6 protein-coding genes are annotated in these 7,901 nt (G+C 58.3%); all 6 read right to left on the bottom strand.

Annotated elements, in window-relative coordinates:
* On the bottom strand, positions 1-346 hold a 346-nt coding region (locus AC1D1Z_RS31165; RefSeq protein ID WP_477852703.1), incomplete at its 3' end, for a PP2C family protein-serine/threonine phosphatase.
* Entirely contained in the window at positions 343-1,080 is a 738-nt protein-coding gene (gene tagF / locus AC1D1Z_RS31160) for a type VI secretion system-associated protein TagF (RefSeq protein WP_477852704.1), read from the bottom strand. The genes AC1D1Z_RS31165 and tagF, both read right to left, overlap by 4 nt.
* A gap of 49 nt (positions 1,081-1,129) precedes the next feature.
* Positions 1,130-4,711 (bottom strand): type VI secretion system membrane subunit TssM, encoded by a 3,582-nt coding sequence (tssM, locus tag AC1D1Z_RS31155; RefSeq protein ID WP_477852702.1) that lies wholly within the window; start codon positions 4,709-4,711, stop codon positions 1,130-1,132.
* On the bottom strand, positions 4,708-5,934 hold the full coding sequence (tssL, locus tag AC1D1Z_RS31150; protein WP_477852700.1) for a type VI secretion system protein TssL, long form: 1,227 nt from the start codon (positions 5,932-5,934) through the stop codon (positions 4,708-4,710). The genes tssM and tssL overlap by 4 nt, the downstream gene beginning before the upstream one ends.
* 355 nt (positions 5,935-6,289) lie before the next feature.
* Positions 6,290-7,615 carry a type VI secretion system baseplate subunit TssK gene (gene tssK / locus AC1D1Z_RS31145; RefSeq protein ID WP_477852698.1) on the bottom strand — a complete coding sequence of 442 codons (1,326 nt, stop codon included), beginning with the start codon at positions 7,613-7,615 and terminating at the stop codon, positions 6,290-6,292.
* A gap of 88 nt (positions 7,616-7,703) precedes the next feature.
* Positions 7,704-7,901: DUF1036 domain-containing protein (locus tag AC1D1Z_RS31140; protein ID WP_477852696.1), on the bottom strand; the 198-nt coding region annotated here is incomplete at its 5' end.

Raw genomic sequence — 7,901 nt, 5'->3', positions numbered from 1 at the left:
AACACCGCGACACGCGACCATAAACCAGGAGACACACGAGCGTGGATCCGACGATCTTGTTTCCAAGTTTGAGGGAATGATCAATGATATCCGCGTGCGCGGCCGCGATCGCATCGCGAAAGCTGTTCTCAAGCGCCGCGGCAGATTCTGCAAGGGTGATCCTTGCCCGCACATTGCGAACAATCGTTTCGCTCGCGAAGTCGCCGGCATCGTGGCCGCCCATCCCGTCAGCGACCATCCAGAGACCATTGTGGGGGTCTGCGTAGCTTCGGTCCTCATTGATGTCCCGCACACAGCCGACATCGGAGACAGCATGCGATTCAATACGAAAGACAGCCGGGTTCACATGATCCTCCCTGGTCGCGTGGGCCCGACCTGTTCTTCTCCATCCGCGGGCACGTGGGCTCGGTCGCCATTTCCTCCGTCCGCTCCGCCGATCATCACGCTGTAGATTTCCGGATCGGGAAGCCCGGTCGTCGAAATGATCTGCGGCGCCACGAACTGCCCTCCTGTCGTCCAGAATGTGCTACTTGGTGCCCCTCGTGCCTGTCTTTCGCCCGCCTCGAATTGCTCCAGGGAGGCCGAAGGGGCAGCGGGGTCGATCCGCATTCTAAAACCGCCGTCCATCGGCCTCATACCGGATGGCAGAGAGAGACTGCTTGACGGCTCGCCAAGGTCAGCAAGCAATCTGTCGGGGCCAGGAATGTCATCCTCACTCAGCGCAGACAGCAGTCGCCGATGGACATCGACAAACCACGTATTCTGGATCGCTGACGCAGGTGGGTAGGCCGATCCAGCTTGGGCATGGGCGAGGATAACAAGCGGAAAGAAGCGACCCGACGCGTCGACGGACGGCATGATCGATCCGACGACCTCCGTGCCAAGAATGTCCGCTCCCATTTTGAAGTTCCAGATTGGATGAATAGAGTAGAGGCTATGCCAATCCGAGCCCAGACGTTCCTTGCTGATCGCAAGCCCCGCCTGAAGCCAGGTCTCCAGCCTCGACATGACCGCGCGTGGCAGGTTTATAGCCAGGAAGTCACGTTTGGCTGGATATTTGCCGTAAAGGCCGACCGGCATGCTCACTGTCCCCCTTCTTCCAATAACATCGGCAATATGCGCTTCCCCATCACAGGCTGTCGGGGCATTTGAAGTCGGATAGCGCAGGCAAAAGAAATGGATTGCTGATCTGGCCCATTTCGAACTGATACGTCACTTCACGACCGCCAATCACGAAACGCGCATTGATCGCTTCACCGCTCTGCGTAACGCTTCCCTCATTGAGGAGACGCAGGAACGCCCATTGGCCCGACTGCGAGATTTCCGATATCCGCCCAGCCATCTGCGGATAAAGCGAGATACTTGCAGAACCCTCCCCTGTTCCGGGCCAAGTCATTTCGACCGGTGCGTTGGCCATCTGGCGCGATTGGACCGGCTTTCCGTTGATCTGCAGGATGGCAAACTCCGCGCTTCCCGACAGAGACTGCGGCTTTACCGTCATCTGAATGGCCAGGATCTGGGAACCCGACGGGAAAAAGGCGTCGCGAATCTCGGCGGCTCTCTGGAACTCCAGGAGGCTTGCAGTCGACAGTCCCTGACCGACGCGCTCGTTTTTTTTCCAGGACCAATTGCCCGCATTTATGTCGACGAGCGGGGAGAGCTTCTCGTCGAAGAATTTGTCGATAGTCCCCCCAGGGCTGAACAGGCGCACGAAATCGGTAATAGGTACGTCGCGATCGCTCTTGGGAGAAAAAGGAAAGCGAGTGCCGACAACCGCCTTGCAAGCGCCGGTGACGCGATCGTTCATCTCCTGATTCAGCTGCGTGATCGTCGAGTCGGCAGCATCGCCTTCGAAGTCGGTGACGGCGCTCTGCATCATCTTCGCCAACGGCGGAGGCAGGCGCGAGATGTTTTTCTTCAGATCGCCGACCTGCGAGGGAAGGACCGCCATCATGTTGTCGAGCTGTGAGGGCGTATCGGCTACAATCAGCGTGTGGCTGATCTCATTAAGGGTTTCAATCAGCATATCGATCGGACGTTTCCCGGGATCGCCTTCCACGAGTTGGTGATAGGGCCGGAAATAGGCCTCAATGCTCGCGCCCGGGATCGGGGCAGCACTGCTGTTCTGACCCATCTGCTTTTGCGATTTGCCGAGTGCAGCGTCGATGCCAATCCGTGACCAGGCCGACGCACGGCTCTGGATCCGCTGGAGCGCCAACTCCTTTGCCTTGGCGGCCGCATCCATTACCGTCGCTCCCGCGCCGGTCGCCTCGGCCTCCTCGCGCTCTTCGGTCAGGCGTGTCTCGTCACTGATCGACTGGAAAAGGCTTCGGATCGGCGAAGCCGGTCCGGCAACAACCGACAATGTCGTATAAAGCGGCTTGTCGGCCGAGAGTCGCTTAAGTTTGAACTTCGAAAACGCGTCTTCCCAGCTGGAAATGAAGTCCTGCCGGTATTTTTCGAGAAGTTCGGGTCCTAGGCGCTTCAGCTGTGCCTCCACGTCGCTTTTTTGCCCGACATCGCCGAGCACCCATTGCTCCGCGATGAGATTGTCTGCGACCGTCCCGAGCGCGTTGAGGAAGAAGTCGTGGAACCCGCCATAAGTGAAAAGGCCCGGGACACGCACTGTATCGAGCGGCTGGCCGTTCAGTGTCTCGAAGACACGATCGGGTTCCGCGCCAGCGCGCGCATCCAGCCTCCAATCATCGATATTTTCGGACAATCCTGCACTTTTGATAAAAGTATAGGCGCGGTCGGCCACGCTCATGCGCGTCAGCGTCTTTTGCGCAGCCTCGACAAGCGTTCCATTCAGGGCAATTTCCGGATTGTGCGCATTGTCGAGCAGCAGCATAGCCTGGAGATGGCTTTCCAGTTCGTCACGAACCGGCCGGTTGCTGGGTCCGGGGAAAAGTTCCTTGCTCCAGTCATCACGCATCCAATTCAAGACCAGATCGTCGTTGGTCTTGGGTGCCTTTCCACCTAGCATGAGATAGACTTTCAGGGCTTCGTAGATGAACAAGGGGTCATCGATCCTGCTCTCGATCTGCCGTTCGAGACGGTAGATAAGTCTCGCGCGCAGCATGCGTTCGAGACCCTCGCGGTAGGCCTCCTCTGCTGCAGAATTCAATCTATTACGCTGCCCGAGACCTAAGCCTTCAAGCCACCCAGACGACTTATCTTCATTAGCGTAACCGACCTCCATATTGCGCAACTGATGGAGAGGTCCAAGAATGTTGCGGAGCTCCTCGTCGTTGACTGGCACTATGCTGAGGGCGGGATTGTTTCCGGAACGATAATCGGAGATCGTGGCATTGGTGCTTGCCACAATCTGGCGGTTCTTGGTGTAGCTTAAGACAAACCCGGTGGACAGGCCAATCGTCACGAGCACCATCGCCGCGACTGCGCCGATCCGCATCGAGCTCGCGCGTCGCACAGCCGCCATATCCCTGGAGACCCAGCCAGCCTCGGGAAATATGACCTTCAGGAAAAGATCATGGATGAAGTAGCTCTTGCCGGTCGTCGACATGTAAGATGATGTAGTCGAGCCGAAGTCGGAACCCATGGCGCCAAGCATCTGATCGATGGGTGTGCCCTGCTGAGTTCCCGAAGCAAAGTAGAAGCCGCGTAGCTGCGCGCGCGAATGGTAACGCGTGGGCTCGAAGATCGTCGAAAGGAATGCGGATACCGAGTCGCGCAGCGCCGCGACCTGCGCCGGAAAACCGAAAGCAAGGATACGGGCGACGGGATCCGGTTCAGCCTGCAATCGGTCGGCGGTCACCTGACCGAGGCGGATAACGAGATCGTCGAGTTCGGTGGGGACCTGATCGACGAAATTCTTCTTTCGGTCCTCCGACTGAAATGTCGCGCCCCAGACCTGGCGCCTCTTATCCTCTGGAAAGGCGCCGAAATACTCATTGAAGCCAGAGATCAGGTCAGCCTTGGTAAACATCGCATAGACCGGAAAGTCCACTTTCAGCAGATCGTAGAGCTCGAGGAGACGCTTGCGAATAGCCGCAGAATGCTCGGCAATCTCGGCCGCTTTGAGCGTCAGGAGATCTTCGATGCTTATGGCGATGATGACGCCATTGATCGGCTGCTTCGGCCTTTGCGCCTTCAGGAGGGAGACGAAGGACATCCAGCTTTTGCGATCGGACTGTTCGTTGGAATCCTGTGTCGTATAGCGCCCGGCGGTATCGATTAGCACGGCGTCCTCTGAAAACCACCAGTCGCAATAGCGCGTCCCGCCAACACCTGCGATCGCGTGTCTGCCCCCGTCTGTCGAGAGCGGAAAGCGAAGCCCGGAATTGACGAGCGCGGTCGTCTTGCCGGTACCAGGCGGACCGATGATCAGGTACCAGGGAAGTTMATAGAGAAAATTGCGACCCGGAAATGTGTGTTTCAATGTCGCGATCGCATCGGCCATCCGTTCTGAGAGTTGGTCGCTATCGTCATCGGCGGCGTCGCTTGCCATGACAGCTGATTCCAGCTTGGCCTGCGCCTTTCGCGCGGCCCAAGACCGCCAGCCGAAATATCCGAGAAGCGCGATCCAAATAAGGCCGATGGGAATAAGGCGCGCCAGTGAGCTGTCGAAGGGATCGAAGTCGCCATAGGCAATCAGGGGTGCAGCAAACCAGATCGTGAACGACAACAGCAAGGCGGCAAGGAGGCAGATGGCGGTGAGCGGCCACAGCGGGAGATTGCTGCGCTTCATGGCGACACCTTCGAGGCAAGGTCACTGGTTTCCCCATCGTCCTTGGGTATGGAAAGTTCGACGCGCCTGTTCTTCGCCCGTCCCTCCTCGCTTGAATTCGGGGTCACCGGCTCGTCCTCGCCGCGGCCGGCCACATCCAGTCGACCCGGCTCGCTGACATGCGCCTTGAGCACGTCTGCAACAGCCTGAGCACGTTTGACAGAGAGATCGAAATTCGACTTGAAACGGCTGGACGCCTTCGGTTTGACATTGTCGGTATGCCCGATGACGTGAATGTTTCCAGGCTCCTTGTCGAGCGCAGCACCGATGCGGCTGGCAAGCGAACCGAAGGCAGGTTTCACCTCCGCCTTGCCGGAATCAAACAGCAGGAGATTGTTGATGCGGATGACAATCGAGTCTCCGATCGGATCGACGGCAACAAGATCTTGCTGGATTTCGGGCGCAAGAACACCGCGGATACGCTGCAGCTGGGTCAGCGTCGCGGGCGCCGGAGGTGGTTCCGGCAAAGGAGAATAGGTTGCACGGCTGATCAGGATCTCGCCTGGCGGGTGAAGGCGGACAAGAGCCTCGGCCGCTCGGTCAACATCATGCCCGAGCAGAAAGCGTAAAAGCATGAACAGGCCGACTAGAAGGGCGAGCAACAAGCTGCCAAGCGACCAGAGCGGAATACCGCTGGTGAGCCCTTTGACGCGAAGTGATAAACCCTGCCAACGCGGCGACAGATCCCCATCGGCGGATGGACGGACACTCCGCAAGGTGGTGTAGACGTCACGACGAACCCGTTGCAGCTCGATGTCGCCCCCTTTTGAGCTGCGGTATTGTCCCTCGAATCCCAGAGAGAGACAGGCGTGAATTAGCTCGAGGAGATCATAATAGACAGTCGGATTGGAGCTCAGCTGACGAACCTTGTCGAAGAATCCCGTTCCCGACGTCCTGACACCAAAAAACTGGGCGAGCATGCTGTATTGCAGCCAAACGTGTTTCTCGTCCGACGGGAGGTTCTGGACAATGTCGTCTGCGGTCGCACAGAGCGCGTATTTTGCAATCGTCGCCTGGTCGACAGGCACGCCGTCAGAAAGGAGCGTCTTTTCGAATTGTTGAATGTTGGTTGACACGTGCTGCATGAGGGCGACCGCGTCTATCTCGACGATCATCTGTTGAAGCCGGCCAAAGAGGATTAGCAGCGGCGTCGCGGCCCGCGTGATCGGATTGGCCGATTTCATGTGAAGATCGGCGCCTGCGCCCAAGGCGATTTTGAGCGGAATGCGCTTGCGGTTGGGCGGCGCTCGCGGCTGCACGGGCGGCTTTGGTGTGGGCGCCGACATCCAGTCGTCAGCCCCGTCGTCGCCTCCCCATGCGCCCGATCTCGAACTTTCCGCACCGGGTGGCTGCTGTGGGAGGCCGCCCGGGGCCGTTGGCGCCGAAGGAAAGCCCTGCGAGATGACTGTCGAGTTCGGTCCCGGCTGACGGGGACGGAATTCGTTTCCGAACCGCTCGCTTTCAGGCGGGAGACCGCCAGGGCGCGGGCGAATGACTGTCTTTCCGCTGCGGTCGGCGGGATCGTCGGGATTGCTCATCTCAGTCGTCCGTGATCGCCCAGAGGTTAAGCTGCAACTCGGGCCAGTTGCCGGCGAAATGCATCGCGATACCGCTTGCCGCGCTGAACTCGGGCCAGAGGGGCGAAGCCTTCTCGAGATAGAAATAGACATGATCGGTGATCGTGCGGATCTGACGCGGCGGGGTCGGCATATGCACGATGTTGATTCCAGGCAGATGCGTCTGTACAATTTCCCGCATCTTGGTGTTCGGTCCTACCTTGCAGAGATCCGGGAAGCTCTGCTGGATCTGCGTCAGCGGCATGGCGGCAGATACTTCGACAACGAATCGCGCCGTCCTGAACAGATTTCGGTTGCTGACATTTGCCAGGAATGCATTGGGGCGCACCTCGGTCAAATCGAGTCGCATGGCTCGACCGATATCGAGGCTCAGCTGGCGCTGGATCGTCTCCAATACGGGTTCGAAGATTTCGCACAGGCGGTCGTGATCATAGCGCGGAAAATCAGGGGCCATGCGATTGCCGGAAAACGTGCACAGCTCTCCGGCAAACTGCATGAGATCGACGTAGAGCCGTTCGGGGTGCAGATATTTCGACGCTTGACTATGACGCAGAACATTGACCTGACCATTGAGAAGCTGGAGCATGAAATAGTCATAAGCCTGCAGGCCCCCGCCGGAGCTTGGATCGGCAGCATAGCGAGCAAGCGACTCCAGACGTGTCTCCACCCATCCGATCACACGATCGAGCCAGCCCCTGGCGACTGGATAGGCTTGGCAGGACAGGATCGGCGGCACCGTGCGCTCATCGAGCACGATCGTCTTGTCGCGAACTTCGACGATCCGCCCGATCAGAAGATTGTGGTAGCCGGGCCTTGCGGTTTCGCGCACGGCAAACTCGATGCGCGGATGGGCGATTTCCAATGCCTGGCTCACATGCATTCCGGAGGTGGAATCGATGAAGTCTTCGAGGTCCAGCGTATAGCGACTGCCGGTGGCAGCCGTGTTTGCGTCGATTTCGCGGCTATTGGGTGTGGCAATCGGCAGGGTCAGCCAGAGAAGTTTTCGTTCAGAGCCTTCGGGAATGTCGATTGGCGCCGGCAGCGGGCTCGATCCCGGCATATCGAACGGAAGCCCATCCTGAAAGACGCCGCTGGCGCGCCGCAATCCGAATTTGTTCTGCTGTGCCAGGTCGCGGTCGATTTCCAGTTCGACAAAGCCCCAAGGATAGGGCGTGATGAAGCCGACACGACTCTCGATCAGCTTTTCGACATAGCGGTCATGCTGCTGCAAATGGTGCTGATGCAAAAATAGTCCTTCTGACCAGACAACCTTGCTATACCAAGACATTCAGTACTTCCCCACTCCAGACCGCGCGACACGCTAGATCCGCTGAACGTTCAGTTTTCAACCCGGCGATGTTGCGCAATACTTGATGTCACATTAAGTTACTTTTTATGAAAAGTGTCCATCTTGATTGAGCCTTGGTGTCGACTTCTGAGAATTTAGCCGCCTCGTAGCCACGCACCCAGCAATCCTTGACGCCGCGGATAAGGAAGCGTTTCCCCCCGACGCAGCCCTGGACAGCGCCGGCGACGACGGCCTGTGCGAAGACGTCTTCGGCATAGACGTACAC

It is taken from the genome of Rhizobium sp. P1_E1 (genome assembly GCF_056406015.1).
The sequence above is the reverse complement of the archived record's forward strand: the minus strand, read 5'-3'. Positions and strand labels throughout refer to the sequence as shown.